Annotated in this window: 26 protein-coding genes and 1 pseudogene; all 27 read left to right on the forward strand. The window is 41.2% G+C overall.

The window, feature by feature from the left end; translation table 11 throughout:
- Positions 1 to 2 precede the first annotated feature (2 nt).
- The 27 genes and pseudogenes from infB to groL all read left to right on the forward strand — a co-directional run bounded on the left by infB (position 3) and on the right by groL (position 26071).
- On the forward strand, positions 3 to 2804 hold the full coding sequence (gene infB / locus B7695_RS02585) for a translation initiation factor IF-2 (RefSeq protein ID WP_084889568.1): 2802 nt from the start codon (positions 3 to 5) through the stop codon (positions 2802 to 2804).
- Positions 2805 to 3054: 250 nt separating this feature from the next.
- Positions 3055 to 3405, forward strand: a complete 351-nt coding sequence (gene rbfA, locus B7695_RS02590) for a 30S ribosome-binding factor RbfA (protein WP_001273601.1) — start codon at positions 3055 to 3057, stop codon at positions 3403 to 3405.
- A 147-nt stretch (positions 3406 to 3552) separates the two neighbouring features.
- Positions 3553 to 4332 (forward strand): hypothetical protein, encoded by a 780-nt coding sequence (locus B7695_RS02595; RefSeq protein WP_084889569.1) that lies wholly within the window; start codon positions 3553 to 3555, stop codon positions 4330 to 4332.
- 1 nt (position 4333) lies between these two features.
- Complete coding sequence (locus tag B7695_RS02600; protein ID WP_084889570.1) at positions 4334 to 4516, forward strand: hypothetical protein; 183 nt, start codon at positions 4334 to 4336, stop codon at positions 4514 to 4516.
- A 265-nt stretch (positions 4517 to 4781) separates the two neighbouring features.
- Entirely contained in the window at positions 4782 to 5015 is a 234-nt protein-coding gene (locus B7695_RS02605) for a DUF1858 domain-containing protein (RefSeq protein ID WP_000368739.1), read from the forward strand.
- The gene (locus B7695_RS02610) at positions 5015 to 6349 is read left to right on the forward strand and encodes a DUF438 domain-containing protein (protein WP_084889571.1); all 1335 of its coding nucleotides are present in this window, start codon (positions 5015 to 5017) and stop codon (positions 6347 to 6349) included. Before B7695_RS02605 ends, B7695_RS02610 begins: the two co-directional genes overlap by 1 nt.
- A 9-nt stretch (positions 6350 to 6358) precedes the next feature.
- A complete protein-coding gene (locus tag B7695_RS02615) occupies positions 6359 to 6613 on the forward strand; it encodes a DUF1912 family protein (protein WP_000119706.1) in 255 nt (84 codons plus the stop codon).
- Between the two features lie 95 nt (positions 6614 to 6708).
- Positions 6709 to 7104 carry a helix-hairpin-helix domain-containing protein gene (locus B7695_RS02620; protein WP_000038635.1) on the forward strand — a complete coding sequence of 132 codons (396 nt, stop codon included), beginning with the start codon at positions 6709 to 6711 and terminating at the stop codon, positions 7102 to 7104.
- 282 nt (positions 7105 to 7386) lie between these two features.
- Positions 7387 to 7965 (forward strand): flavin reductase family protein, encoded by a 579-nt coding sequence (locus tag B7695_RS02625; protein ID WP_084889572.1) that lies wholly within the window; start codon positions 7387 to 7389, stop codon positions 7963 to 7965.
- Entirely contained in the window at positions 7952 to 8512 is a 561-nt protein-coding gene (locus tag B7695_RS02630; protein ID WP_084889573.1) for a GNAT family N-acetyltransferase, read from the forward strand. Before B7695_RS02625 ends, B7695_RS02630 begins: the two co-directional genes overlap by 14 nt.
- The gene (locus B7695_RS02635) at positions 8512 to 9090 is read left to right on the forward strand and encodes an AAA family ATPase (RefSeq protein WP_084889574.1); all 579 of its coding nucleotides are present in this window, start codon (positions 8512 to 8514) and stop codon (positions 9088 to 9090) included. Before B7695_RS02630 ends, B7695_RS02635 begins: the two co-directional genes overlap by 1 nt.
- Complete coding sequence (locus tag B7695_RS02640; RefSeq protein ID WP_084889575.1) at positions 9083 to 11731, forward strand: valine--tRNA ligase; 2649 nt, start codon at positions 9083 to 9085, stop codon at positions 11729 to 11731. The genes B7695_RS02635 and B7695_RS02640 overlap by 8 nt, the downstream gene beginning before the upstream one ends.
- Before the next feature lie 18 nt (positions 11732 to 11749).
- A complete protein-coding gene (locus B7695_RS02645; RefSeq protein WP_084889576.1) occupies positions 11750 to 13189 on the forward strand; it encodes a deoxyguanosinetriphosphate triphosphohydrolase family protein in 1440 nt (479 codons plus the stop codon).
- A gap of 120 nt (positions 13190 to 13309) precedes the next feature.
- A pseudogene (locus B7695_RS02650) lies at positions 13310 to 13435 on the forward strand (DNA (cytosine-5-)-methyltransferase); the annotation flags it as partial.
- 81 nt (positions 13436 to 13516) lie between these two features.
- Positions 13517 to 14302: a Fic/DOC family protein gene (locus tag B7695_RS02655; protein WP_084889577.1), complete on the forward strand. Its 786-nt coding sequence runs from the start codon at positions 13517 to 13519 to the stop codon at positions 14300 to 14302.
- A gap of 253 nt (positions 14303 to 14555) precedes the next feature.
- Complete coding sequence (locus B7695_RS02660; protein WP_084889578.1) at positions 14556 to 17234, forward strand: TOTE conflict system archaeo-eukaryotic primase domain-containing protein; 2679 nt, start codon at positions 14556 to 14558, stop codon at positions 17232 to 17234.
- Positions 17235 to 17270: 36 nt separating this feature from the next.
- The gene (locus tag B7695_RS02665; protein WP_192855718.1) at positions 17271 to 17432 is read left to right on the forward strand and encodes a hypothetical protein; all 162 of its coding nucleotides are present in this window, start codon (positions 17271 to 17273) and stop codon (positions 17430 to 17432) included.
- A gap of 199 nt (positions 17433 to 17631) precedes the next feature.
- On the forward strand, positions 17632 to 18219 hold the full coding sequence (rpoE, locus tag B7695_RS02670; RefSeq protein WP_000418409.1) for a DNA-directed RNA polymerase subunit delta: 588 nt from the start codon (positions 17632 to 17634) through the stop codon (positions 18217 to 18219).
- A 238-nt stretch (positions 18220 to 18457) separates the two neighbouring features.
- Positions 18458 to 20065 carry a CTP synthase gene (locus B7695_RS02675; RefSeq protein ID WP_084889580.1) on the forward strand — a complete coding sequence of 536 codons (1608 nt, stop codon included), beginning with the start codon at positions 18458 to 18460 and terminating at the stop codon, positions 20063 to 20065.
- Between the two features lie 120 nt (positions 20066 to 20185).
- A complete protein-coding gene (locus tag B7695_RS02680; RefSeq protein ID WP_192855715.1) occupies positions 20186 to 21259 on the forward strand; it encodes an N-acetylmuramoyl-L-alanine amidase family protein in 1074 nt (357 codons plus the stop codon).
- Between the two features lie 204 nt (positions 21260 to 21463).
- Positions 21464 to 21763 carry a DUF4651 domain-containing protein gene (locus tag B7695_RS02690; RefSeq protein WP_084889581.1) on the forward strand — a complete coding sequence of 100 codons (300 nt, stop codon included), beginning with the start codon at positions 21464 to 21466 and terminating at the stop codon, positions 21761 to 21763.
- Positions 21760 to 22077 carry a thioredoxin family protein gene (locus tag B7695_RS02695; protein WP_084889582.1) on the forward strand — a complete coding sequence of 106 codons (318 nt, stop codon included), beginning with the start codon at positions 21760 to 21762 and terminating at the stop codon, positions 22075 to 22077. Before B7695_RS02690 ends, B7695_RS02695 begins: the two co-directional genes overlap by 4 nt.
- Before the next feature lie 15 nt (positions 22078 to 22092).
- A complete protein-coding gene (gene ytpR / locus B7695_RS02700; protein WP_084889583.1) occupies positions 22093 to 22719 on the forward strand; it encodes a YtpR family tRNA-binding protein in 627 nt (208 codons plus the stop codon).
- 41 nt (positions 22720 to 22760) lie between these two features.
- Complete coding sequence (locus B7695_RS02705; RefSeq protein WP_084889584.1) at positions 22761 to 23522, forward strand: SDR family NAD(P)-dependent oxidoreductase; 762 nt, start codon at positions 22761 to 22763, stop codon at positions 23520 to 23522.
- A gap of 75 nt (positions 23523 to 23597) precedes the next feature.
- The gene (locus B7695_RS02710) at positions 23598 to 23993 is read left to right on the forward strand and encodes a single-stranded DNA-binding protein (RefSeq protein ID WP_000282439.1); all 396 of its coding nucleotides are present in this window, start codon (positions 23598 to 23600) and stop codon (positions 23991 to 23993) included.
- Positions 23994 to 24148: 155 nt separating this feature from the next.
- Positions 24149 to 24433, forward strand: a complete 285-nt coding sequence (gene groES / locus B7695_RS02715) for a co-chaperone GroES (protein ID WP_000917323.1) — start codon at positions 24149 to 24151, stop codon at positions 24431 to 24433.
- Positions 24434 to 24448: 15 nt separating this feature from the next.
- A complete protein-coding gene (gene groL, locus B7695_RS02720; RefSeq protein ID WP_084889585.1) occupies positions 24449 to 26071 on the forward strand; it encodes a chaperonin GroEL in 1623 nt (540 codons plus the stop codon).
- Positions 26072 to 26167 lie beyond the last annotated feature (96 nt).

Below are 26167 nucleotides of genomic sequence, written 5' to 3' on the forward strand. Positions count from 1 at the left end.
ATTTGTCTAAGAAAAGATTGTACGAAATCGCAAAAGAACTTGGAAAAGAAAGTAAAGAAGTTGTAGCGCGTGCAAAAGAGTTGGGCTTGGATGTGAAAAGCCACTCATCAAGTGTGGAAGAAGCTGTCGCTGCAAAAATCGCTGCCAGCTTTAAGTCTGTAGCTGCTCCGAAAGTAGAAGCAAAACCTGCAGCACCAAAAGCAAGTGCAGAAAAGAAAGTTGAAAAATCTGAGCCAGTTAAACCAGCTGTGGCTAAGGAAGAGGCAAAACCGGCTGAGCCAGTCGCTCCTAAAACAGAAAAAGCAGCAGCTAAACCGCAAAGCCGTAATTTCAAGGCTGAGCGTGAAGCTCGTGCCAAAGAGCAGGCAGAACGACGCAAGCAAAACAAGGGCAATAACCGTGACCAACAACAAAACGGAAATCGTCAGAAAAACGACGGCCGTAATGGTGGAAAACAAGGTCAAGGCAACCGCGATAATCGTCGCTTTAATGACCAAGCTAAGAAACAGCAAGGTCAGCAAAATCGTGGTAATGAGCGCCGTCAACAAGAGGACAAACGTCCAAATCAAGCGGCTCCACGCATTGACTTTAAAGCCCGTGCAGCAGCCCTAAAAGCAGAGCAAAATGCAGAATATGCCCGCTCAAGTGAGGAACGTTTCAAGCAGACTCAGGCTGCCAAAGAAGCCTTGGCCCAAGCTAACAAACGCAAGGAACCAGAGGAAATCTTTGAAGAAGTGGCTAAGTTAGCTGAACAAGCGCAACAAGCACAGCAAGTTCAAGCAGTGGTTGAAGTCGTCCCTGAGAAAAAAGAACCTGCAGTGGATACACGTCGTAAAAAACAAGCTCGACCAGACAAAAATCGTGACGATTATGATCACGAAGAAGATGGTCCTAGAAAACAACAAAAGAATCGAAGTAGTCAAAATCAAGTGAGAAATCAAAAGAATAGTAACTGGAATAACAACAAAAAGAACAAAAAAGGTAATAACAAGAACAACCGTAATCAGACTCCAAAACCTGTTACAGAGCGTAAATTCCATGAATTGCCAACAGAATTTGAGTATACAGATGGTATGACCGTTGCGGAAATCGCAAAACGTATCAAACGTGAACCAGCTGAAATCGTTAAGAAACTTTTCATGATGGGTGTCATGGCCACACAGAACCAATCCTTGGATGGGGAAACAATTGAACTCCTCATGGTGGATTACGGTATCGAAGCCAAACAAAAGGTTGAAGTGGATAATGCCGATATCGAACGTTTCTTTGTCGAAGATGGTTATCTCAATGAAGATGAATTGGTTGAGCGTCCACCAGTTGTAACTATCATGGGACACGTTGACCATGGTAAAACAACACTCCTAGATACCCTTCGTAACTCTCGCGTTGCGACAGGTGAAGCAGGTGGTATCACTCAGCATATCGGTGCCTACCAAATCGTTGAAAATGGCAAGAAGATTACCTTCCTTGATACACCAGGACACGCGGCCTTTACCTCTATGCGTGCGCGTGGTGCGTCTGTTACCGATATTACCATCTTGGTTGTAGCGGCTGACGACGGGGTTATGCCTCAAACTATCGAAGCCATCAACCACTCAAAAGCGGCCAACGTTCCAATCATCGTAGCCATCAACAAGATTGATAAACCAGGTGCTAACCCAGAACGCGTTATCGGTGAATTGGCAGAGCATGGTGTTATGTCAACAGCTTGGGGCGGAGATTCTGAATTTGTTGAAATCTCAGCTAAATTCAACCAAAACATCGAAGAATTGTTGGAAACAGTCCTTCTTGTAGCTGAAATCCAAGAACTCAAGGCAGACCCAACAGTTCGTGCGATCGGTACAGTTATCGAAGCTCGCTTGGATAAAGGAAAAGGTGCAGTCGCAACCCTTCTTGTTCAACAAGGTACTTTGAATGTTCAAGACCCTATCGTTGTCGGAAATACCTTCGGTCGTGTCCGTGCTATGACCAATGACCTTGGCCGTCGTGTTAAATTTGCTGGACCATCAACACCAGTTTCTATTACAGGTTTGAATGAAGCGCCAATGGCGGGTGACCACTTTGCTGTTTACGAGGATGAAAAATCTGCGCGTGCAGCAGGTGAAGAGCGTGCCAAACGTGCCCTCATGAAACAACGTCAAGCTACTCAACGTGTCAGCCTTGAAAACCTCTTTGATACGCTTAAAGCTGGTGAACTCAAATCAGTTAACGTTATTATCAAGGCCGATGTACAAGGTTCAGTTGAAGCACTTTCTGCCTCACTTCAAAAAATCGATGTGGAAGGTGTTAAAGTTACCATCGTTCACTCAGCAGTCGGTGCCATCAACGAATCAGACGTGACCCTTGCCGAAGCTTCAAATGCCTTTATCGTTGGTTTCAACGTACGCCCTACACCACAAGCTCGTCAACAAGCAGAAGCTGATGATGTAGAAATCCGTCTCCACAGCATTATCTACAAGGTTATCGAAGAGATGGAAGAAGCCATGAAAGGGATGCTTGATCCAGAATTTGAAGAAAAAGTTATCGGTGAAGCAGTTATTCGTGAAACCTTCAAGGTGTCTAAAGTGGGAACTATCGGTGGATTCATGGTTATCAACGGTAAGGTTACCCGTGATTCTAAAGTCCGTGTTATCCGTGACGGTGTTGTTATCTATGATGGCGAACTCGCAAGCTTGAAACACTACAAAGACGACGTGAAAGAAGTTACAAACGGCCGCGAAGGTGGATTGATGATCGATGGCTACAATGATATCAAGATGGATGATGTGATTGAGGCTTATGTCATGGAAGAAATTAAAAGATAAGATTTTTGCTCCTTTCTTAGGTGGTGAGGGACGCAAGCAAACCGATGGTTTCATTGCTTATTTTTGAGCCTAGGGTCTCAAAAATCCCCTGTGATGGGACTGATAAATCAGTTCCATCACTTTCACCACAGCGAAAGAAGCGGATGAGTTCAAATTGAACTTCGTTTCAATTTGAACTGAAAATCAATAAGTTTAAAAATAGCTAGGTCTGCTGGCCTAGCTTTTGGTTCAAAGTAGAGAAAGGAATATCATGGCAAATCATTTCCGTACAGATCGTGTAGGCATGGAAATCAAGCGTGAAGTCAATGAGATTTTGCAAAAGAAAGTCCGTGATCCGCGTGTCCAAGGCGTGACCATCACAGATGTTCAGATGCTGGGTGACTTGTCTGTTGCCAAGGTTTACTACACCATTTTGAGTAACCTTGCTTCGGATAATCAAAAAGCCCAAATCGGGCTTGAAAAAGCAACTGGTACCATCAAACGTGAACTTGGTCGCAATTTGAAATTGTACAAAATCCCAGATTTGACCTTCGTCAAAGACGAATCCATCGAATATGGAAACAAGATTGACGAGATGCTACGCAATCTGGATAAGAACTAAGAAGAGGGGCAACCCTCTTTTTTAGTGGGGAAATGACTACAAAGCATGCTAGGGAATCTTTCTAGAGTTAAAGATTATTAAAAAGCTTTATAAAATTCAGATAGTGTGATATTATGAAAGAAAGATACAAGAAAAAGAGGTATTTATATGGCTGAACAAGACTTAGCTATGCAAGTATTGCAACAAGTGGTGAAACTACCTGTTGTTAAGGTTGATCGTTCGAAATTTTTAGTGGATAAGTTTTCCAAAGAATTGGATCCACAGGACATTCCTACCTTATTAGAACAAGGCCCAACGTCTCTCTTATCTCAAGAAACCTTAGATAGAGTGGCTAATGCCTGCATTAGGGATAATGTTTTATTGGCGAGTGGAACCTCTGTTTTGGCAGGATTACCTGGAGGGATTGCTATGGCAATTACCATTCCAGCGGATGTAGCTCAATTTTATGCTTTTTCTTTAAAATTAGCCCAAGAACTAGGTTATATTTATGGATATGAGGATCTTTGGGCTTCACGCGATGAGTTGAGTGAAGATGCTCAAAATACCCTTTTGCTTTATCTAGGCGTCATGTTGGGGGTAAATGGAACCGCTGCCTTGCTACGTGCAGGTGGTATAACAATTGCTAAACAGGTAATGAAAACAGTACCTAATAAAGCTTTAACAAAGACGCTTTGGTACCCTATTTTGAAAAAAGTCTTAAGAATATTTGGTGTGAATCTGACCAAGGGAGGGCTGGCCAAAGGAATGGGGAAATTCATACCTATCTTGGGAGGTATCATTTCAGGTGGTTTAACCTTTGCAACTATGAAACCGATGGGTGAAAGCTTGCAGAAAGAATTGTCTAAACTAGTCAACTATAGTGAAGTTCAATATCAAGAAGATGTTGAAACGATCCGAAAAGAGGCTGAAATCATCGAAGGAGAGTGATATGGGACTCATAAAAACTCTAGTTAAAACTTACGGGAATTACTTTTTGACCATGCAAGGTGTAAAAGTCATGAAAACGATAAAGAAAGATGACAATGTCGTTGTTGGTCTGGGAAAACTCTTTATTGCAGATAAGCTAATGGATACAGCTCGGTGGCTCATTAAGCCAGAGGATAAAAAATGAAATTTTTCTGGGGACTTCTTGCCATTATTTTTATCAAACCAATTTTTGGGATTGTGAAATTCTTTTGGATGATCATCTCTTTTGCAGTCCAATTGTTGTTTTACAAGATAGTATTTAAGATATTGGATTGGCTCTTTAAACTTATCTAGATGGTAATCCAAGTCGCAGAGAACTAGCAGGAACTACACTGCTAGTTTTTTAATCTCTCTCCATATGGTATAATATAAGCAGTAAAATCATTTTAGAACATACAATGGAGGTCGTCATGGACAATATCATCGATGTTTCAATTCCTGTTGCAGAAGTGGTGGACAAGCATCCAGAGGTCTTAGAGATTCTAGTGGAGTTGGGTTTTAAACCCCTTGCTAATCCTTTAATGCGTAATACAGTTGGTCGCAAAGTATCGCTTAAACAGGGTTCTAAGCTTGAAGGAACTCCTATGGACAAGATTGTCCGCACGCTGGAAGCAAACGGCTACGAAGTGATTGGATTAGACTAATGGCAGATGAACGGATTCATGTCCTACGGGATATTTTGTTAGAATTGCATAATGGCGCCTCTCCTGAATCAGTTCAGGAGCGCTTTGATGCGACCTTTACAGGTGTTTCAGCCATCGAGATTTCCCTCATGGAGCACGAGCTGATGAACTCAGACTCAGGTGTCACCTTTGAAGATGTTATGGAACTCTGTGATGTCCATGCCAATCTTTTTAAAAATGCTGTTAAGGATGTCGAAGTAGAGGATACCGAGCATCCTGGCCACCCCGTTCGGGTCTTTAAGGAAGAAAATCTGGCCCTCCGTGCGGCCTTGATTCGTATTCGGAGATTGTTAGATATCTATGAGTCTATGGAAGATGAGGAAATGCTGGCGGAGATGCGCAAGGGTTTGGTGCGTCAGATGGGACTTGTGGGGCAATTTGACATCCACTACCAGCGTAAGGAAGAGCTCTTCTTCCCCATCATGGAGAGCTATGGTCACGATTCACCTCCTAAGGTCATGTGGGGAGTGGATGATCAGATCAGGGAACTCTTTCAAACAGCTTTAGCGACAGCCAAGTCACTACCAGAAGTGTCAATTAGCAGCGTAAAAGAAGCTTTTGAAGCCTTTGCGACAGAGTTTGAAAGTATGATTTTCAAGGAAGAGTCCATCCTTCTCATGATTCTCCTCGAGTCCTTTACTCAAGATGACTGGCTTCAGATTGCGGAGGAGAGCGATGCCTATGGTTATGCTATCATCCGTCCGTCTGAGAAATGGGTGCCAGAACGCCAGAGTTTTGTTGAGGAAAAGAGTGAAGAGGAGCCTGTACAGCTAGATACGGCAGAGGGTCAAGTTCAGCAGGTTATTGATACGCCAGAAGGTCAGTTTACCATTACCTTTACCCCTAAGGAAAAGGAAGCAGTGCTGGACCGCCATAGTCAACAGGCTTTTGGTAATGGCTATCTTTCAGTCGAGCAGGCCAATCTGATCCTCAATCATCTCCCTATGGAGATTACCTTTGTCAATAAAGATGACATTTTCCAGTATTACAATGACAATACGCCAGCTGATGAGATGATTTTCAAACGGACGCCGTCCCAAGTTGGGCGCAATGTTGAACTCTGTCATCCACCTAAGTACTTGGACAAGGTCAAGACCATCATGAAGGGACTTCGTGAGGGAAGCAAAGACAAGTATGAAATGTGGTTCAAGTCTGAGTCGCGAGGTAAGTTTGTCCACATCACCTACGCTGCAGTGCACGATGAAAACGGAGAATTCCAAGGTGTGCTGGAATACGTTCAGGATATCCAGCCCTACCGTGAGATTGACACGGACTATTTCCGTGGATTAGAATAAGGAGAAAAAATGAGTTACGAACAAGAATTTATGAAGGAATTTGAAGCCTGGGTCAATACCCAAATCATGATCAACGACATGGCACATAAGGAAAGCCAAAAAGTCTACGAAGAAGACCAAGACGAGCGTGCCAAAGATGCCATGATTCGCTACGAAAGTCGCTTGGATGCTTATCAGTTCTTGCTTGGTAAGTTTGAAAACTTCAAGGCAGGCAAGGGATTCCATGATTTGCCAGATGGCTTATTCGGTGAGCGAAATTATTAAACGAGATAGATTCTTGATTTTTTACTAAAATCTTGATAGAATATTTATATTAAATCCTTGTTAGAGCAGGGGTTTTTTATTGAAAGGATTTTATCATGTCAAAGAAACTCAATCGTAAAAAACAATTACGAAATAGCCTCCGTCGTGCAGGTGCTTTTTCAAGTACTGTGACTAAGGTTGTAGAAGAGACAAAAAAAGTCGTAAAACGTGCAGAACAGTCAGCAAGCCAAGCTGGTAAGGCTGTTTCTAAAAAAGTTGAACAAGCAGTAGAAGCTACCAAAGAGCAAGCTCAAAAAGTAGCCAATTCTGTAGAAGATTTTGCAGCAAACTTGGGTGGACTTCCACTTGATCGTGCTAAGACTTTCTATGATGAAGGAATCAAGTCTGCTTCAGATTTCAAAAACTGGACTGAAAAAGAACTCCTTGCCTTGAAAGGAATCGGCCCAGCTACTATTAAGAAATTGAAAGAAAACGGCATTAAGTTCAAGTAATCTTTCTTGTCCCTTGCATTTCCGAAAAAATCTTGCTACAATAGAGCCATTAGAGGTGTTTTGAATCCCACATTTTACAGAAAGTGGCGGCGCTGAGAAGTCCACAAATGTGTCAAAACTGGTTGCTGATGGATGAAAAAATGAAATAAAAGTGTCTTTTTGTTTTAAAGACGAGAGTGGCGGGCTCTGCCCGAAATTGGGTGGTACCGCGGATAAGCACATTCGTCCCTGTCATGTAGATGACAGGGCTTTTCTTTTGTGTCTTAGTCAAAGGAGGTTGTTATGAAACAATCATTTAAAACTAATAAACTATACTATGGCTTTCCTGTTTTTATTTTAGGATATCAAGATCAGAATTTTGGCTATAACATCACGACCTGTAGTTCCTCTTATAGTCTAGGAGATTGGATTGTGATTGGAGTCGTTGCGAAAGAGAATGCCGCAGAGCAAATTAAACATTATCAAAAATTTACTGTGAATATCCCTGATGAAAATCTCATGCTCGAGATGGAGCAGGCTGGTTTTATCAGTCATCAGGAGAAATTGGAACGTTTGGGAGTGCATTATGAAATTTCTGAACGAACTCAGGCACCGATTTTAGAGGATTGTCCAGTCGTTTTGGATTGTCAGGTAGATAGGATTGTTGAGGAAGAGGGAATTTGTCATATTTTCGCTAAGATTGTTGAGAGACTTGTTGACCCAGAACTTTTGGATGAAAAGGGACATTTTAGAAATGAACTGTTTGCCCCAACCTATTTCATGGGAGATGGATATCAGCGCGTCTATCGTTATCTGGACAAGCGTGTAGATATTAAGGGGAGCTTCATCAAAAAAGCGAGGAAGAAGGATGACAAGAGCTGAGTTACCAGAACGGTTGGAAACAGAGCGTCTGGTCTTACGAGTTCGTACAGTGGCGGATGCAGAGGATATCTTTGACTATGCTAGTCGTCCAGAAGTTTCTTACCCAGCAGGTTTTCCACCTGTCAAGACCTTGGAAGATGAGATTTATTATCTAGAGCATATCCTTCCCGAGCGCAATCAAAAGGAAAATCTCCCAGCAGGCTACGGGATTGTCGTCAAAGGAACCGATAAGATCGTTGGCTCTGTCGATTTCAACCATCGCCATGAAGATGATGTGCTGGAAATCGGCTATACCTTGCACCCAGACTATTGGGGGCGAGGCTATGTGCCCGAAGCGGCGAGTGCCTTGATTAACCTGGCTTTTAAAGAATTAGGGCTTCACAAGATTGAACTCTCTTGCTTTGACTATAATGTCCAAAGTCAACGAGTCGCAGAAAAACTTGGATTTACCCTCGAAGCTCGCATAAGAGACCGAAAGGATGTTCAAGGGAACCGCTGTGACAGTCTCATATATGGCTTACTGAGGAGTGAGTGGGAGGTGATTTGATGCATCTTTTCATCATTGGTGCTCCGGCCTCAGGAAAAATGACGATTGGTCAAGAACTGTCTCGACTGACGGATTCTACCCTCTTTTATAACCATCAAGCCATCGATTTTGCACTAGAAATCTATCAGAACTTTACAGAGGAAATGTGGGAATTTGTTCGTGGAATCACTTTTTCTTTCCTTGGAGCAAGTGCAAGAAATCAGCGATCAGTAATTTTAACTGACGTAATTGATTTTTCAAATCAGTACCAGCTGATGTATTTAAAGCAAATTCAGGATTTATTGGATAACTTTCATCAAGAGATTCTTTTTGTGGAGTTGGAAACAAGTCTTGAAGAGCGTTTACGTCGAAATCGAACGGAGAACCGGTTGAAGCACAAGCCCTTGAAACGGCATATTGAGATATCTGAAAGAGAAATTTTAGAGACTACTGAAACACTTCAATTAAATTCCCAACGTCAACCTAATGAGTTGCACCACTACTTTAAAATAAATAATACGAATTTGTCTGCAGAAGAAGCTGCTAAGCAAATTCAAAATAAAATGAACAAAATAGAGAAAGGACAAACACATGTCTAAAGAACTTTCACCTAAATACAATCCAGCCGAGGTTGAGGCTGGTCGTTACCAAAAATGGCTTGATGCTGATGTTTTCAAGCCTTCAGGCGATCAAAAGGCTAAGCCTTATTCAATCGTGATTCCACCGCCAAACGTGACTGGTAAACTTCACCTTGGTCACGCTTGGGATACGACTTTGCAAGATATCATTATCCGTCAAAAACGGATGCAAGGTTTTGATACACTTTGGCTTCCAGGGATGGACCACGCGGGGATTGCGACTCAGGCTAAGGTTGAGGAGCGCTTACGTGGTGAGGGCATTACTCGTTACGACCTCGGTCGTGAAAAATTCCTAGAGAAAGTATGGGAATGGAAAGATGAATATGCGACAACCATCAAGGAACAATGGGGCAAGATGGGGCTCTCTGTAGACTACTCTCGTGAGCGTTTCACTCTTGACGAAGGTTTGTCAAAAGCTGTTCGCAAAGTCTTCGTGGACCTTTACAAGAAAGGCTGGATTTACCGTGGTGAATTCATCATCAACTGGGACCCAGCAGCTCGCACAGCTCTTTCTGATATCGAAGTTATCCACAAGGACGTCGAAGGTGCCTTCTACCACATGAACTACATGCTAGAAGATGGCTCACGCGCCCTTGAAGTTGCGACTACTCGTCCTGAGACCATGTTTGGGGACGTTGCGGTAGCGGTCAATCCAGAAGACCCACGCTACAAGGACTTGATTGGTAAAAACGTCATCCTTCCAATCGCTAATAAATTGATCCCAATCGTTGCCGATGAGCACGCAGACCCTGAGTTTGGTACAGGTGTCGTGAAAATCACACCTGCCCATGATCCAAACGATTTCTTGGTTGGTCAACGTCATAACTTGCCACAAGTAAACGTGATGAACGACGACGGAACCATGAACGACTTGGCCTTTGAATTTGCAGGCATGGACCGTTTTGAAGCTCGTAAGGCCGTCGTGGCTAAATTGGAAGAAATCGGTGCCCTTGTTAAAATCGAAAAACGTGTCCACAGTGTTGGTCACTCAGAGCGTACTGGTGTTGTGGTTGAACCACGCTTGTCTACTCAGTGGTTCGTCAAGATGGATCAATTGGCCAAAAATGCTATTGCCAACCAAGACACAGAGGACAAGGTAGAATTCTACCCACCTCGTTTCAACGATACCTTCCTCCAGTGGATGGAAAATGTCCACGACTGGGTAATCTCTCGTCAGCTCTGGTGGGGTCACCAAATCCCTGCTTGGTACAATGCTGAGGGTGAAATATATGTCGGCGAAGAAGCTCCAGAAGGCGACGGTTGGACTCAGGACGAAGACGTCTTGGATACTTGGTTCAGTTCTGCCCTTTGGCCATTCTCTACCATGGGCTGGCCGGATGTCGACTCAGAAGACTTCAAACGTTATTATCCAACATCAACTTTGGTGACTGGTTATGATATTATCCCGTTCTGGGTATCTCGAATGATTTTCCAAGGTTTGGAATTTACTGGCAAATCGCCATTCAAAAATGCATTGATTCATGGTCTGATTCGTGACGAGGAAGGCCGTAAGATGTCTAAATCACTGGGCAATGGGATTGATCCGATGGATGTTATTGATAAGTACGGAACAGATAGCCTGCGTTGGTTCCTTTCAAACGGTTCTGCACCAGGTCAAGACGTGCGCTTCTCTTACGAGAAAATGGATGCTTCATGGAACTTCATTAACAAGATCTGGAACATCTCTCGCTACATCCTCATGAACAATGAAGGCTTGACCCTTGAGCAAGCAACTGCCAATGTCGAAAAAGTTGCCAACAAGGAAGCTGGAAATGTCACAGACCGCTGGATTCTCCACAACCTCAATGAAACTATCGGAAAAGCAACTGCCAACTTTGACAAGTTTGAGTTTGGTGTGGCTGGACACATCCTCTACAACTTCATTTGGGATGAGTTTGCGGACTGGTATGTTGAATTGACCAAGGAAGTCCTTTATAGCGAAAATGAAGAAGAGAAAGTCATCACACGTTCTGTTCTCCTTTACACTTTGGACAAGATCCTTCGTCTCCTTCACCCAATCATGCCATTCGTGACAGAGGAAATCTTTGGACAAATCTCAGAAGGCTCTATTGTTACAGCAGAATACCCAACTGTCAACCCAGCCTTTGAAGACCTTGCGGCTCATACTGGTGTGGAAAGTCTCAAAGACTTGATCCGTGCCGTTCGTAATGCGCGTGCGGAAGTAAATGTAGCTCCAAGCAAGCCAATCACCATCCTTGTTAAGACAAGCGATAGTGACTTGGAAGCCTTCTTTAACAGCAATGTCAACTACATCAAACGCTTCACAAATCCAGAACACTTGGAAATCGCCTCAACCATCCCTGCACCTGAACTCGCTATGTCAAGCGTCATCACAGGAGCAGAAATCTACCTGCCACTCGCTGACCTCCTCAATGTCGAAGAAGAACTGGCTCGTCTCGACAAGGAACTGGCTAAATGGCAAAAAGAACTGGACATGGTCGGCAAGAAACTCTCTAACGAACGTTTCGTAGCCAATGCCAAACCAGAAGTCGTCCAAAAAGAACGCGACAAACAAGCCGACTACCAAGCCAAATACGACGCGACCGTTGCACGTATTGATGAGATGAAGAAGTTGGTGTAGAAAATCAAAGGTGATATTATGACAGAATTAATTACATTCCTAGAGAATCATTGGGAAAAAGTTACAGATTTAGAAGTTCGAGAGCATATTGAAGTTTCAAATCGAGATCGTGATGAATTTAAAAGAGATTATGCAAGAGTTATCTACTCAACTTCATTTAGACGTCAACAAGGGAAGATGCAATTATTCGAAGTGAATAGTAAAGCTTTTCATAGAAATCGACTAACCCATAGTTTTGAAGTTGCACAGATAGCTCGTGGAATTGTTGATGAACTCAAGATAAAAGTTAAGAAAGAAATTAAAACTAAATCTGCGAACACCAACACAAAAGAATATATTCAATATGAGAAAAATATAGAGAAGAATTTCTCAAAAATGAGCGTAGTGGTTGAAACGGGTTCCTTGATTCACGATGTTGGAAATCCTCCTTTTGGTCATCATGGGGAAAGAGTTTTGAATAAACTTGCTCCGGATGTTGGATTCGAGGGAAATGCACAAGGCATTCGTGTTCTAAGAAAAATTGAGAAGAAATCTCCTCAATATAATGGTCTTAATTTGACTTATCGTACTTTAGCAGCAATCATCAAGTACTTTGTTGCATATGATAAGGATAAGAAAAAATTTTTATATAAAGATGATTACGATGAATTATCTAATAAGTTTGAAAAAGTTTTAAAAAATGCTAACTTACCGTTTAGAACAATTGATGTCCAAATAGTTGATCTTGCAGACGAAATTGCATACTGTGCTCATGATTTAGAAGATGCATTAGCTAGCAATTATTTTACAATTGATGAATTTTATTTTAGATTAGAGAATAATGATACTCTTGAAGATGAAGTAAAAGAAAAGTTCTATAATTGGATTGAAGACGCAAAACAATTCGCAAAAAAAAGAACTTCAGAGATTTGTCAAACTGAGGACTATGATTTTTATTTTCGAAGAGAATTAATTTCAACCATAGTGAATAAACTTATCGAAGATATCAATGTTATCACAGTAGAGGAAGACTTTCAAAGAAAAACTGGAACAAAGAATAAGGAGGAACTCGGGTTTAAAAATTATAAATCTTTGGCAGAAGCACTGAAAAAAACTATATTTGATTGTGTCACTGGTTCAGATAATATCATGCTTTATGAAACGGTTGGAACAAAGGTTTTAACGAAACTTTTTGAATTATTTATGAATGACGAGTATAACAAAGATGGAATGTTAATGCCAGTCGAATATAGATGGGATAATCATACTAGTAAAAAAGAAAAAACTAGAAAAGTTTTAGACTATATATCTGGAATGATGGATACATATGCAGTAGAAGTCTATATAAAACATTTTGGCGAAGACCCCTTTAATGTAAAATATGATAGAGAAATATTTAAGGATTCTCAACAAGAACATAGTAGTATATTCTCTGGATTAAAAGACTCCTTTTTCTCTTACATAAAGAAAAGAAAATAGATACAAATAGCAACTCAGTTTATTTATTTTCATAAACATATTTATTGTTCTTGATTAGTAAATTATATGTGATTTTATGATTAAGTATCAGAATTACTAACTTAGAAAGCAGGTTACTACATGACAAATTCTGTAAGTTCGAATCGCTCTGAGAAGTACAACATTGCAGCTTTCTTCTCAGGTGTTGGGGGAATTGAGTTGGGATTTGAACAGACCAACGAGTTCAGAGTGGTGTATGCCAATGATGGTTTTTTATAATTTACGTCAATTCCATGCCTATTTCACCATTTACCTATGACACAGAAAAACAATTGAAAGGATCTTTCTATGCAATCAACTTACAATATTGATGATCCAAACTTGTCTTATGAAGCTAAGCGTGACTTATGGCGCATAGGTTTTGGTCTGCAGAAGGTTGATAATCTAGTTCCATCAGCTTATATGGAATCTTTGGCTGAGAAACAGTCCCGAGGTGAACTGACTTACGAGCAGGTTTATGAAGATGCAACGGCTTATCATCATACCATTGATGCAAGTACGGAGGAGGCAGACTTGGTTTCTCTTCGTATCGTGGAACTATTATCTCGAAGAGGCTTTAGCTTCAGTCCTGCGACCTTACTTGCTATTCATAAGGAGTTGTTTCAAGATATATTTGAATCCTCTATTCCAGTGGGGCAATTTCGTCAGACCAATATCACAAAGAATGAACCTGTTTTGAATGGTGAAAGTGTTGTGTACTCTGATTTCTCTATGATTCAAATGACCTTGGATTATGATTTTAATCAGGAAAGACAAGTTGAATATGCGACACTAACCCAGGCGGATATGGTTAAAAAAATCCAGCATTTTATTTCAGGAATCTGGCAGATTCATCCATTTCGCGAAGGAAACACTCGGACAGTAACGGTCTTTTTGATTCAGTATCTTCGTGAGTTTGGTTTTGATATTGATAATACACCATTTCAGCAACATGCCAAGTATTTTCGTGATGCCTTGGTATTAGATAATGCAAAGATTTTACAGCGACGTCCTGAGTTTTTAACAGCTTTTTTTGAAAATCTCTTGCTCGGTGGTCAAAATGATTTGTCTTCAGAAAGAATGTATCTAGATTGAGATTTCGATCTTTCAAAATCCTCATACTGAGTAAATATTGAATTTTAGGAAAAAATGAATTAAATATTTCCACAAGAAAACGCATATCATCAAAGATTTAGGTCGCTTGATAATATGTGTTTTTTAATTTTATAGATTGCTCGTTTAAACTCTATTTATCTCGTACTTTCAGTGTTATTAGGATTTTATTTTCGTGTACAATTTCAGACATTCTTGTTATAATCAGCCTATAGGAATCAAGGAGGTGATTGTTATGGCTGTTTTTGTGTCTTTGGATGGAATTGTGGTAGAAGTACTTGATGTCTTTTCTTCTTTTAATGGGGATAGTGAGTTTTTCTTGTGTAAACGTCTTAAAGACAAGAGTCAGTTTGTTATGGAACGCTCTCGGTTCGAGGAGATGTTCCAACTTCAAAGTAGTCACTTGACGACGCAAGAAAAATTACAATTGTTTACCTCCGTGTTTGCTGGCCGTTTTGATGTTTATGCTAAGAGTTTTATCAATGATCAAGGGAAAATTCAGTATTTTCCTTCCTATGATTATGGTTGGAAGCAGTTGCCGCCTGAAAAACGGAGTTTCCAGACATTGACGAACTCTGTTTTAAAATCTCATTTTCGTGGGGAGATAGCCATCGGTATCTTTCCTATGCACTTAGATGATAGCTGTTATTTTTTGGTACTGGATTTGGATGAAGGAGATTGGAAAGAAGCCGGTTTAGCCATTCATAGAATAGCCAGGGAACGCCAGATGGAAGGCCATCTAGAGATTTCTCGTTCGGGTCAAGGACTCCATATTTGGTTCTTCTTTGAGGAAGCGATTCCGTGTCGAGAGGCTCGCTTATTTGGAAAGAAACTATTAGAATTGGCTATGCAGGAAAGTATGCAACTGTCCTTTGATTCTTTTGATCGCATGTTTCCGAATCAGGATGTCCTTCCTAAAGGTGGATTTGGTAATTTGATTGCTTTACCTTTTCAAGGAGAAGCTTATCATCAAGGGCGAACGGTCTTTGTGGATGAACATTTTCAACCATATGAAGACCAATGGAGGTATCTGCAAGAAATTCATAGGATTTCAACTGCTAAAGTGGCATTGTTAATCCAAGAGGAGTTAGGCAATCAAGAATTGGACAAGGAGTTGCAGATCGTCTTATCTAATACTATCCAACTTGAAAAATCGTCTGTGACACCCAAGACACTTTTTTTCTTGAAAAATATGGCTTCGTTTTCTAATCCCGAATTTTATTTAAAGCAGGCTATGCGACAGCCAACCTATCAAATTCCTGAGAGAATGTATTTATTTGGAGAATCCGATTATTATTTATGGCTGCCAAGAGGCTTGCTATATCCATTGCAAGATAAATTTAAGCAGGTAGTTGTGGAGGATAGGAGAAAAGTACAAAGGTCTATTAGAGTGGAATTTAAGGGAGCACTCACTTTTGAGCAAGAGTTAGCCCTGTCAGATATGACTTCTAAAGAAAATGGTTTACTTCATGCGGAGACAGGTTTTGGGAAGACCGTATTAGGTGCTGCTCTCATCTCTGAACGGAAGACCAAAACAATTATCCTAGTTCATAATAGGCAACTCTTAGACCAATGGCTGGATCGTTTAAACCATTTTTTGACTTTCGAAGAGGAAGAAGCTACCCGTTATACGGCATCAGGTCGTGAAAAGGTAATAGGCTGTGTTGGGCAGTACGGTGGAACTAAGAAATGGCTGAGTAAACTGGTTGATGTTGTTATGATTCAATCTCTATTTAAGTTGGAAAATAGTCAAAGTCTTTTGGATGAGTATGAGATGATGATTGTGGATGAGTGTCATCACGTGTCTGCCTTGATGTTTGAAAAAGTTGTGGCACAGTTTAGAGGGAAGTATCTTTACGGTTTGACGGCTACGCCTGAGCGTAAGAATGGCCATGAGCCTATTGTTTTTCAGAGAATTGGTGAGATAATCCATACTGCTGATAAGAGGGAAACGGATTTTAAACGGCAATTGCAATTAAGATTCACTTCTTTTGGTCATTTGGAGATTGAAAAGACCAAAGCAAGTAATTTTATACAGCTTAGTGATTGGATTGCTACAGACTCAGCGAGGAATCAGCTGATTCTCAAGGATATTCTAGCCCAAGTGGCAGAAGGACGAAATATCTTGGTTTTAGTCAATCGAATTCAACAGATAGATGCCTTTGAAAAGTTATTGAAAGAGAAAGAGGTTGATGACTGTTATATTATTAACGGAAAAACCAAAGTTCGAGAGAGAACGAGTTTACTGGAGACGTTAGAACAGTTAGATAAAGGGTTTGTTTTGTTGTCTACTGGAAAATACATTGGCGAAGGTTTTGACTTGCCTCAGTTGGACACGCTTATCTTGGCAGCACCCTTTTCTTGGAAAAATAATTTGATTCAATATGCAGGTCGGATTCATAGAAATTACAAAGATAAGTCTTTGGTGCGTATTTTCGATTATGTGGATATTCATGTTCCTTATTTAGAAAAGATGTTTCAGAAACGACAAGTAGCTTATCGAAAGATGGATTATCGTGTCATCGAGGGTGAGGAGAAACAATTCGTTTATGTTGATAGTAGATATGAGAAGGTGTTGAGAGAGGACTTAGCAGGGGAAAGACAGGAGTGTATGCTTATTTTACCTTATGTGCACCAGACAAAACTGATGAAATTTCTAAAAGAATTTAGGATTAGTAAAATTGAGATATGTATACCAGAGACGGTTGCAAATAAAGCATGGCTAGACCAGTTGAAGAGCCAGAAAATTAAAGTATCTTTTACTCAATCGAAAATAGTCACGCCTATTCTTTTGGTAAACAAGAGCATTGTTTGGTATGGTGCAATGCCATTATTAGGGAAGGTAGATGAAATGACCATATTACGTTTGGAATCAGCCAGTATAGTTTCTGAAATAGTGGCAGGTTTACGATAGAGAAAATTTTTAAAAATTTCTATGTATGCTTTCCAGTTGAAAGAACGAGAAGTCTTGACAGGTCAACGTTTAAATGGACTGGAAATCAACGGCATTCGCTTGACTAAGTTTAAAAATGGCAAAATCGGCATTGAATTCATCTGGATTGATACCGAAAAACCACCTCACGATGCCATCGGCTGGGTAGCAAAGAAATAAAAGTCAGTTTTAGACTAATTTCCACTTTGGTCAGGCAAGTGGAAGTTACTTTGAGAAGTTACCAAGTTCAAATCAACTAACTTTCTCCCCCTTAACCTTTGACTATTCCACAAAATTATCGTAAAATAAAGAGTAAATGATAAAATGAGGTCAGAGTCTGTTCACTCTGGCGATAGTAGTATAAATGAGGAGAAACGCTTTGGAATTAGAAGTATTTGCTGGGCAAGAAAAAAGTGAACTATCTATGATTGAGGTGGCGCGTGCTATCTTGGAACTTCGTGGTCGTGATCATGAGATGCATTTTAGCGATCTTGTAAACGAAATTCAAAACTACCTTGGAACATCAAACAGCGATATCCGTGAAGCTTTGCCTTTGTTCTACACAGAGTTGAACTTTGACGGTAGCTTCATTTCACTTGGAGATAACAAATGGGGTCTTCGTTCATGGTATGGTGTGGACGAAATCGACGAAGAGATCATTGCTCTTGAAGAAAATGATGACGATGAAGTAGCACCAAAAGCTAAGAAAAAACGTGTCAATGCCTTCATGGATGGCGATTCAGATGCTATTGACTACAATGCAGATGATCCAGAAGACGAAGATGCATACGAAGCCGATCCAGCTCTTTCATATGATGATGAAAATCCAGATGATGAGAAAAATGAAGTGGAAGCTTACGATGCCGAAATCAACGAAATCGCCCCAGATGACTTGGGTGAAGACGTGGATCTCAATGAAGAAGACGACGAGTTTTCAGATGATGATACTGAAAACATCGAGGAATAAAAGGGTAAGCTATTGACAATTATCCTATTTTTAGGTATCATATTGTTCGGGCACCTCTTTTAGAGGTCGGGGCTCCCTAGTTCTTAGGGAGCTATTTTTGTTTTTTCAAGAAGTTATCTTCTTGTATTTTGGCTGTGAATCTGGTGCAGTCGTTCCAGATTATTCTTATTAGTAGGGTCTTGTTTTCTATGTCCCCTCGTAGTCAGCAAGACCTTGAGCATTTTAGAAAGAGGAATGTATGTCTACGAAATATATTTTTGTAACTGGTGGTGTGGTATCGTCTATTGGGAAAGGGATTGTGGCAGCAAGTCTGGGTCGTCTCTTGAAAAATCGTGGTCTCAAAGTAACCATTCAAAAGTTTGACCCTTATATCAATATTGATCCGGGAACCATGAGTCCTTACCAGCACGGAGAAGTTTTTGTGACAGATGATGGAGCTGAGACTGATTTGGACTTGGGTCACTATGAACGTTTCATCGATATTAATCTCAACAAATATTCCAACGTGACAACTGGTAAAATTTATAGTGAAGTTCTTCGTAAAGAACGCCGTGGAGAATACCTTGGGGCAACTGTTCAGGTTATTCCTCATATCACAGATGCTTTGAAAGAAAAAATCAAGCGTGCCGCTGTAACGACCGACTCTGATGTCATTATCACAGAGGTTGGTGGAACAGTTGGAGATATTGAGTCCTTGCCATTTCTAGAGGCCCTTCGTCAGATGAAGGCAGATGTGGGTGCAGATAATGTTATGTACATCCATACAACCTTGCTTCCATACCTCAAGGCTGCTGGTGAAATGAAAACCAAACCAACTCAACACTCTGTAAAAGAATTGCGTGGATTGGGAATTCAACCAAATATGTTGGTGATTCGTACAGAGCAACCAGCTGGTCAAGGAATTAAAAACAAGCTAGCCCAGTTCTGTGATGTGGCACCAGAAGCCGTTATCGAATCGTTGGATGTTGAACACCTTTACCAAATTCCACTGAACTTGCAGGCACAAGGTATGGATCAAATTGTCTGTGACCATTTGAAATTAGACGCACCAGTAGCGGATATGACAGAGTGGTCAGCTATGGTGGACAAGGTCATGAATCTCAAGAAACAAGTTAAGATTTCCCTTGTTGGTAAGTATGTTGAGTTGCAAGATGCCTACATTTCTGTGGTTGAAGCCTTGAAACACTCCGGTTATGCCAACGACGCAGAAGTTAAAATCAATTGGATCAATGCCAATGATGTGACAGCAGAGAATGTGGCAGAGCTTTTGTCTGATGCGAACGGAATCATCGTACCAGGTGGTTTTGGTCAACGTGGTACGGAAGGGAAAATCCAAGCCATTCGCTATGCGCGTGAGAATGATGTTCCAATGTTGGGAGTCTGTTTGGGAATGCAGTTGACTTGTATCGAGTTTGCTCGTCACGTTTTGGGTCTTGAAGGTGCCAATTCTGCAGAGCTTGCACCAGAAACAAAATACCCTATCATTGATATCATGCGTGATCAGATTGACGTTGAGGATATGGGGGGAACCCTTCGCTTGGGACTTTATCCATCTAAGTTGAAACGTGGCTCTAAGGCTGCGGCTGCTTATCACAATCAAGAAGTGGTGCAACGCCGTCACCGTCACCGTTATGAGTTTAACAACGCTTTCCGTGAGCAGTTTGAGGCAGCAGGCTTTGTCTTCTCAGGAGTTTCTCCAGATAATCGTTTGGTCGAAATCGTGGAAATTCCTGAAAATAAATTCTTTGTAGCGTGTCAGTATCATCCTGAACTGTCAAGCCGTCCAAATCGTCCAGAAGAACTCTACACTGCCTTTATTACTGCAGCAGTTAAGAACAGCAATTAGCAAAATCAGAATCTTTGAGAAGAATCTCAGAGGTTTTTTTGCTTGCATATTTAGGATATGAGTTGCAAAATAAAAACATAGTGATATAATTAACATAAAAAATCCTAAGGAGGATCTACGATGAAAAAAATCACATTATTTGGTTTGTCTCTAGCAGGTCTAGCTTTACTGGCTTTTCCACATTTAGGGCAGGCATTTGAGCTTAAAGAAGAATGGGTTGTTAAGTGTGGAGTACAGTATCAAGATGGCAAGATTCTTCGGTTTAACAATGGTCATGAAGTGGATATCAAAGTGTTGGATTTGCCAAAAACCGAGAAAATCGAGTGGACGGTTAGTCTCGATGGTCAAGATCAGACAGTCAATTTTCTAGGTCAAGAAAAGGACAAGTCTATGATTGGTATAGAAGGGCGTTACCTGAATTTCTATGTTCCATATGGCTATAGAGGAGATATCAAGGTCGAGGCTAAGAGCGGAAACGAAGTGAAGACCTGGTCCACTAAAGTGGTTGACGATGTACATCATGAAGGTGGAAAGAGAGGCTACTACCGTATTGAAGAATCAAATGATCAATACACTTACCTCGATGCTAAATGGGATTATCAAACCAAGACTTACACTGCTACCTTACCAGAGACTGTCAATGGTCAAAAAGTATATGCTTGGGCAGACTATGATAATGGCGAGTTGAAACTTGAAAAACTAAAATCTATCAGTCACAAATATGATGGAGGAGCTTTCAAAGAACTTTATCCGATTGTAAAAGCAGAAAGTTGGCTAAAATCAAACCAAAACTGGTACTATCAAAAACAAGGTCAATTAGTGCAGAAGGATTGGATTAAAGGCAAGGGAACTTGGTACTTTATGAATGATAAAGGAGTCATGTTCAATCAAACTTGGCTCTATCAAGGTAGCAACTGGTATGCCTTTAAATCATCAGGAGCCATGATTGCTAGTGATTGGCTTTACGACCAAGGCAAGTGGTACTATTTATCAACTTCAGGAGCCATGAAAGCAAGCACTTGGGTTTATGACAAGGGAGAATGGTATTATGTAAGTTCTTCTGGTGCCATGTTAGCGAATGATTGGGTCAAAGATAATGGCAAGTGGTACTATCTAGCTTCGTCAGGTAAGATGCTTCGTAATACCTACACACCTGATGGTTACTACGTTGGCAACTCAGGTGCCTGGCAATAAGAATAATACTCTTCAAAAATCTCTTCAAACCATGTCAGCTTCATCCACAATCTCAAAACGCTGTTTTGAGCAACCTGCGGCTAGCTTCCTAGTTTGCTCTTTGATTTTCATTGAGTATAAGAAGTCCTTTTCCTTAAAGGAAGAGGCTTTTTACTTGCTTTTCTGCTGCTTCCTCATTTGTCCTAAAGCCTTTTTTGTGTTAAAATGAATGGTATGAAAGCTAAAAAAATGTGGATAGCAGGTCTGGCCCTGCTTGGTATTGGGAGCCTTGCCTTTGCTACGAAAAAAGTTGCAGATGACCGTAAGCTCATGAAGACTCAGGAAGAGTTGACAGCGATTGTACGAGACCATTTTTCAGACATGGGGGAAATTGCGACCCTCTATGTTCAAGTTTATGAAAGCAGTCTAGAGAGCTTGGTTGGTGGTGTCATTTTTGAGGATGGCCGTCATTATACCTTTGTCTATGAAAATGAAGACCTAGCCTATGAGGAGGAAATCTTATGATACAACCAGCAAGTTTAGAAGAATTGGCATCTTTAGTAGAAAAAGATGGCAAGAAGGTTTTCCTTTTTGTGGCGGACTGGTGTGGCGATTGCCGTTATATTTATCCTGCCTTGCCAGAAATTGAGGAGAGTAATCCAGAGTTTACCTTTATTCGAGTGGATAGAGACCAGTATCTGGATTTGGCCAAACTCTGGGATGTATATGGAATCCCTAGCCTTGTTGTTCTAGAAAAGGACAAGGAAATTGGTCGTTTTGTTAATCGCGACCGTAAAAGCAAGCAACAAATTAACGACTTTTTAGCAGGACTGAAATAGGAGAAAATAGAAACAATGATTTTTACATATAACAAAGAACATGTCGGTGATGTCCTTATGGTCATCGTGAAAAATAGCGGAGATGCCAAACTGGATGTGGAGCGCAAAGGCAAGGTAGCCCGTGTTTTTCTCAAAGATAATGGGGAAACAGTGGCTTGGAATATTTTTGAAGTTTCAAGTTTATTTGAAATTGAAGAGCGCGGTCAAGTCTTTTTGACAGATGAGCAAGTATCTCGTTTGAACCAAGAATTACAAACGGAAGGTTTTGCAGAGGAAATTGTTAATGACAAGGAGCCTAAGTTTGTTGTTGGTGAAATTGTTGAGATGGTAGCCCATCCTGATAGTGACCACCTCAACATCTGCCAAGTTGCAGTCGCAAGTGACAAGACAGTGCAAATCGTTGCAGGGGCTCCTAATGCGCGTGTCGGGTTAAAAACCATTGTCGCTCTTCCTGGAGCTATGATGCCCAAAGGCAACCTCATTTTCCCAGGCGAGCTTCGTGGCGAAAAGAGTTTTGGAATGATGTGTAGCCCTCGTGAATTGCATTTGCCAAATGCTCCGCAAAAACGTGGTATTATTGAATTATCAGAAGACCAAGTTGTCGGAACTCCATTTGACCCAGCGAAACACTGGACTGCCTAAGAAATTGTCAGTATCTGATAGACCAGATAGAAGGAAATAAGATGGCAAAAAATGTAGTGATTACAGGAGCAACCTCAGGCATTGGTGAAGCGATTGCGCGTGCATATCTGGAGCAGGGGGAGAATGTTGTTCTAACAGGACGACGGACAGACAGATTAGAGGCTCTCAAGTCAGAGTTTGCAGCAACCTATCCAAATCAAACAGTTTGGACCTTTCCATTGGATGTGACGGATATGACTATGGTGAAGGCTGTCTGCTCCGATATTCTAGAAACGATAGGGCAGATTGATATCTTGGTCAATAATGCTGGACTGGCTCTAGGCTTGGCACCCTATCAGGACTATGAAGAGTTGGATATGCTGACCATGCTGGATACCAATGTCAAAGGTTTGATGGCAGTCACTCGCTGTTTCTTGCCAGCAATGGTAAAAGCCAATCAAGGACATATTATCAACATGGGGTCGACCGCAGGAATCTACGCCTATGCAGGTGCAGCTGTTTATTCAGCCACCAAGGCAGCGGTTAAGACCTTTTCAGATGGTCTGCGAATTGATACCATCGCAACGGATATCAAGGTGACGACCATTCAGCCTGGAATTGTCGAAACAGATTTTTCGACGGTACGTTTTCGCGGTGATAAAGAACGAGCTGCGTCCGTTTACCAAGGAATAGAAGCTTTGCAAGCTCAGGATATTGCAGACACAGTAGTCTATGTGACTAGTCAACCTCGTCGTGTTCAGATTACAGATATGACCATTATGGCCAATCAACAGGCGACAGGTTTCATGGTTCATAAAAAGTAAAAAATTTCCTCGAAAAGTTACAAATTTCTGTAACTTTTTTGATTTCCTACGAATAGATAAGTAGGAGGAAAAAATATGTATAATAAAGTTATCTTAATTGGACGTTTAACGTCTACACCAGAATTGCACAAAACTAACAATGACAAGTCAGTAGCGCGCGCAACTATCGCTGTGAACCGTCGTTACAAAGATCAAAACGGTGAACGTGAAGCCGATTTTGTAAATATGGTCCTATGGGGTAGACTAGCAGAAAGCTTGGCCAGCTACGCAACTAAAGGTAGTCTCATTTCAGTGGATGGGGAATTGCGTACTCGTCGTTTTGAGAAAAATGGTCAAATGAATTATGTGACCGAAGTCCTTGTCACAGGATTCCAACTTTTGGAAAGCCGCGCCCAACGTGCTATGCGTGAAAATAATGCAGGACAGGATTTGGCCGATTTGGTCTTGGAAGAGGAAGAATTGCCATTTTAAACATTGAAAAGTCTGAGTTGGCCTCAGGCTTTTTATCTTTCCAAAGTCAGACTTTTTCCTTGACTATTTCTGACCAAGTGATACAATAGAACTATGATTTAGCACTCAGATATAAAGAGTGCTAATAATATGTAGTTCATCATGGAGGAAAACAGATGTTGAAACCATTAGGGGACCGTGTGGTCTTAAAAATCGAAGAAAAAGAACAAACTGTTGGAGGTTTTGTCCTCGCAGGTTCAGCCCAAGAAAAAACCAAAACAGCTCAAGTTGTGGCTACTGGACAAGGTGTTCGTACCTTGAACGGTGACTTAGTTGCTCCAAGTGTTAAAGCTGGAGACCGTGTCTTGGTTGAAGCTCACGCAGGTCTTGATGTCAAAGATGGCGATGAAAAGTACATCATCGTAGGCGAAGCGAACATCTTGGCTATCATTGAAGAATAGAAGGAGAAAGTAAGTATGTCAAAAGAAATTAAATTTTCATCAGATGCCCGTTCAGCTATGGTCCGTGGTGTCGATATCCTTGCAGATACTGTTAAAGTAACCTTGGGACCAAAAGGTCGTAACGTTGTGTTGGAAAAATCATTTGGCTCACCCTTGATTACCAATGACGGTGTGACCATTGCCAAAGAAATTGAATTAGAAGATCATTTTGAAAATATGGGTGCCAAATTGGTATCAGAAGTAGCTTCAAAAACCAACGATATCGCAGGTGACGGGACTACGACTGCAACAGTCTTGACCCAAGCTATTGTCCGTGAAGGAATCAAAAACGTCACTGCAGGTGCCAATCCAATCGGAATTCGTCGTGGGATTGAAACAGCAGTTGCCACAGCTGTAGAAGCCTTGAAAAACAACGCCATCCCTGTTGCCAACAAAGAAGCCATTGCTCAGGTTGCCGCCGTCTCTTCTCGTTCCGAAAAAGTAGGTGAATACATCTCTGAAGCCATGGAAAAAGTTGGCAAAGACGGAGTCATCACTATCGAAGAGTCACGTGGTATGGAAACAGAACTTGAAGTTGTGGAAGGAATGCAGTTTGACCGTGGTTATCTTTCACAGTATATGGTAACAGATAGCGAAAAAATGGTAGCTGACCTTGAAAATCCATACATTTTGATTACTGATAAGAAGATTTCAAATATCCAAGAAATCTTGCCACTTTTGGAAAGCATTCTCCAAAGCAATCTTCCACTCTTGATTATTGCAGATGATGTGGACGGCGAAGCTCTTCCAACTCTTGTCTTGAACAAGATTCGTGGAACCTTCAACGTAGTAGCCGTTAAGGCACCTGGTTTTGGTGACCGTCGCAAAGCTATGCTTGAAGACATTGCCATCTTAACAGGCGGAACAGTTATCACAGAAGACCTTGGTCTTGAGTTGAAAGATGCTACAATTGAAGCACTTGGTCAAGCAGCGAGAGTAACTGTGGACAAAGATAGTACGGTTATCGTAGAAGGTGCTGGAAATCCTGAAGCGATTTCTCACCGTGTTGCAGTTATCAAGTCTCAAATCGAAACCACAACTTCTGAATTTGACCGTGAAAAATTGCAAGAGCGATTGGCGAAATTGTCAGGTGGTGTTGCAGTCATCAAGGTCGGAGCTGCAACTGAAACTGAGTTGAAAGAAATGAAACTCCGCATTGAAGATGCCCTCAACGCTACTCGTGCAGCTGTTGAAGAAGGAATCGTTGCAGGTGGTGGAACAGCCCTTGTAAATGTTATCCCAGCCGTGGCTGATTTGGAATTGACAGGAGACGAAGCAACAGGCCGCAATATTGTTCTCCGTGCATTGGAAGAACCAGTCCGTCAAATCGCTCACAATGCAGGATTTGAAGGCTCTATCGTCATCGATCGTTTGAAAAATGCTGAAGTTGGTACAGGCTTTAACGCAGCAACTGGCGAGTGGGTCAACATGATTGATCAAGGGATTATCGATCCAGTTAAAGTGAGTCGTTCAGCCCTTCAAAATGCAGCATCTGTAGCTAGTTTGATTTTGACAACAGAAGCAGTCGTAGCCAATAAACCAGAACCAGTGGCCCCAGCTCCAGCAATGGATCCAAGCATGATGGGCGGCATGATGTAAGCTTTCTATAGAAAACAACTTATTAAAAAACACAAAAGGAGGGAATGTCTATCCCTCTTTTTATACTATTCACTTTTAAATAGATTTGAGCTCTCC

Source organism: Streptococcus mitis (assembly GCF_002096845.1).
In the GTDB taxonomy this organism is placed as follows: Bacteria; Bacillota; Bacilli; order Lactobacillales; family Streptococcaceae; genus Streptococcus; species Streptococcus mitis_A.